This is a genomic window from Chitinivorax sp. B (assembly GCF_005503445.1).
Lineage (GTDB): Bacteria > Pseudomonadota > Gammaproteobacteria > Burkholderiales > SCOH01 > Chitinivorax.
In genome coordinates this window covers 1-1,980 of record NZ_SCOH01000130.1, presented here as the reverse complement: position 1 = coordinate 1,980, position 1,980 = coordinate 1, and the positions used below count along the sequence as shown (strand labels likewise).

Annotated in this window: 3 protein-coding genes; all 3 read right to left on the bottom strand. The window is 50.5% G+C overall.

All coding sequences use genetic code 11. The annotated features are described in order from the left end of the window. Nucleotides 1-467: hypothetical protein (locus FFS57_RS24725; protein WP_137940484.1), on the bottom strand; the 467-nt coding region annotated here is incomplete at its 3' end. A gap of 186 nt (nucleotides 468-653) precedes the next feature. Next, the gene (locus FFS57_RS24715; RefSeq protein WP_137940483.1) at nucleotides 654-1,325 is read right to left on the bottom strand and encodes a DUF416 family protein; all 672 of its coding nucleotides are present in this window, start codon (nucleotides 1,323-1,325) and stop codon (nucleotides 654-656) included. A gap of 29 nt (nucleotides 1,326-1,354) precedes the next feature. Next, on the bottom strand, nucleotides 1,355-1,690 hold the full coding sequence (locus FFS57_RS24710) for a hypothetical protein (RefSeq protein WP_137940482.1): 336 nt from the start codon (nucleotides 1,688-1,690) through the stop codon (nucleotides 1,355-1,357). Nucleotides 1,691-1,980: the final 290 nt, after the last annotated feature.

Genomic DNA, 1,980 nt, shown 5'->3' with positions numbered 1-1,980 from the left:
ATCAGCGCGGTGAGGTCTTGCCGCAAGCCCTCAAACCGCTGCTCGACCTGCGCTTGCAGCTCGCCGCCAGCGGTCCCGGTCATCGCGCCGATACGCGCGGCCGTGTCCTGCCGCAAAAGCTGCAAGGCCGCCAGCCGGCGCGTCAACAAGGCGGAGAAGCTGGCGGTGTCCAGCGGTTGCTCAACCCCCGCTGGCAGCGGCAGGAACGCCGCCATCGCCGGGCGCCGGCGATTCAACACTGCTTGCAACTGCGCCAGCTCATGATCCAACCGCGTGGCCAGCGTGTCTTGCGCTGACGGCGCCAGGCGCGATTGCACCAGCCGGGAGACGGCTTCGGGCACCGGCGCCAACGCCGCATGGGTGGGGATGGCAGTGGCAATCAGGCAAGGGATGCCCAGTAAACCAGCAAGCAAGCGTTGAGATTTGTTCAACGTCCTCATTGAGAGGTATCGCATATACCTCCCCATGTTTAAATTCCTTGGTTCGCTTCCGTCATCCCATTTAATTCAGGTCAAAATCCAAATCCGGGTAGTTATCTGTTGATAATCAACCACTCTGATCCCATCGATTTCTGCGGCCGATGCGTTTACCGTCGGCGTCGTAACGGTAGCGGCCCAATAATGTACTAGCGGTACTGTTCGGGCAGATGCCGGTCAGTTACTGCCGGTTCCGGTCACGCCAATATTGCTTGCAGAATTATTAATACACAAAGAGCGGACTTCCGAAATTGCTTCTCCAATGGAATATTCACTTCCGCGCAACAATTTTAGTATCTTAACGTTTAGATCTAGCTCTTCAACCCAAAAGCAACTTTCAAATAATTCATCAGGCACCGATGAAAATGACTTTCCTGAGTAAAGCGCGTCATCGATAACGAATCTTAGAATATCCTGAAGAACCAATCTATAGCACTCAATGGCGAACTCATTCGGCTGTGCATTGAAAGAGCCAATGCTTAGTTCTACCACTGAAATTGCTGTTGCAGCATGAGCAGCCAGCCTATGCTCCTGCTCATCGAGAATGAAGTTACCAGCTTCATCTAGTAGCTCATGCATTTCCGCTTGATAATTATCACCCCCAGTAAGTAGATTATTCCAAGCGATATCAATCAGTTTTCTAAGCTTACTCTCACTTCCTGATCCTGATTCACGACTGAATACTGCATAGTTCAAAAATAATCTTTCACAGCAGCACAAACAAAATGCTATTGCAGATTTGGCTTCTAATGCCCATATTGTAATACCCTTCCTCTGCACTTCATCATCGATCACCGAGTCCATGGACTCCATAATTTCATCGCTATAGTCTTCAAATACTTCTCTCATACAACCACCTCCCCGTATCTGGTAAATCTTTATCTAGGTGTGCCTTGCAATATACTATTGGTAATCAGATCATTTGTGCAGCCTTCGCAGTGCGGTCTGCTCGAATGCGTCACCAACGGTACCCATCCTCGTGCTTCTGCCGCCTGCCGGCCTAATACTTCGGCGTGAATCTTTCCAAATCCACGGGTAGTTATGAATCCATTTGCGCGTGCCATCATTTTCACTTCATTTTGGTATATAGAACCGCCGTTCACCGTAAGAATATCAGCAGTTTGTCCTGTATTTGGATTCAATGCTCTAGTGATGGAAACTGTAGTAAAGCGTTCACGTGAAATTCCTGTTGGTAGCTGATTGTAGATTTCCATTACTCGTGCTTGAACAGAAGCTTGATGATTGGCTAGTACAGCCTCAACACTTTGTACGTCACTCTCTCTGAACTCTCCCTGCCGCCCAGGGCGGGATCGAACTTGCCATCGGCATAAATTCAGGTGCGACAGTGCACCTCATCAAGCAACCTGGTGCCCAGTCCGGTAAGCTGCGAACCCCAATCCTTCACCGTCAACCTTGGCCATGGTCCTATTCACCCACCTCGTCGATCTGCCCGACCCACGTACCCCGATCAACATTCGCCACAACCTGATGGACGTGGTGTTCC

Coding starts and splice junctions, on each gene's coding strand:
- FFS57_RS24710 (WP_137940482.1), bottom strand. CDS start 1,690: ATGGAAATCTACAATCAGCTACCAACAGGAATTTCACGTGAACGCTTT.
- FFS57_RS24715 (WP_137940483.1), bottom strand. CDS start 1,325: ATGAGAGAAGTATTTGAAGACTATAGCGATGAAATTATGGAGTCCATG.